Origin of the sequence: Anoxynatronum sibiricum, from assembly GCF_039414295.1 — a bacterium.
GTDB classification, from domain to species: Bacteria; Bacillota; Clostridia; order Peptostreptococcales; family Tindalliaceae; genus Anoxynatronum; species Anoxynatronum sibiricum.
In genome coordinates this window covers 1-266 of record NZ_JBCITM010000081.1, presented here as the reverse complement: position 1 = coordinate 266, position 266 = coordinate 1, and the positions used below count along the sequence as shown (strand labels likewise).

The window sequence follows — 266 nt, the reverse complement described above, 5'->3', positions numbered from 1 at the left end:
CATAATCGGCATGGCCGGGGCAGTCAACGTGGGCGTAGTGGCGGTTCGGAGTTTCGTACTCAACATGCGCTGTTGAGATGGTGATGCCTCTTTCTCTTTCTTCAGGCGCTTTGTCGATCATGTCAAAAGCCACTGCTGCTCCGGTACCAAATCGCTTGTTCAGTACTGAGGTGATGGCCGCTGTCAGCGTGGTTTTGCCATGGTCAACGTGACCAATGGTTCCAATGTTTACGTGGGGTTTTGTTCTTTCAAATTTTGCTTTTCCC

Annotated in this window: 1 protein-coding gene; it reads right to left on the bottom strand. The window is 50.8% G+C overall.

The window, feature by feature from the left end:
* Positions 1 to 266: GTP-binding protein (locus tag AAIG11_RS18295; protein WP_343187566.1), on the bottom strand; the 266-nt coding region annotated here is incomplete at both ends.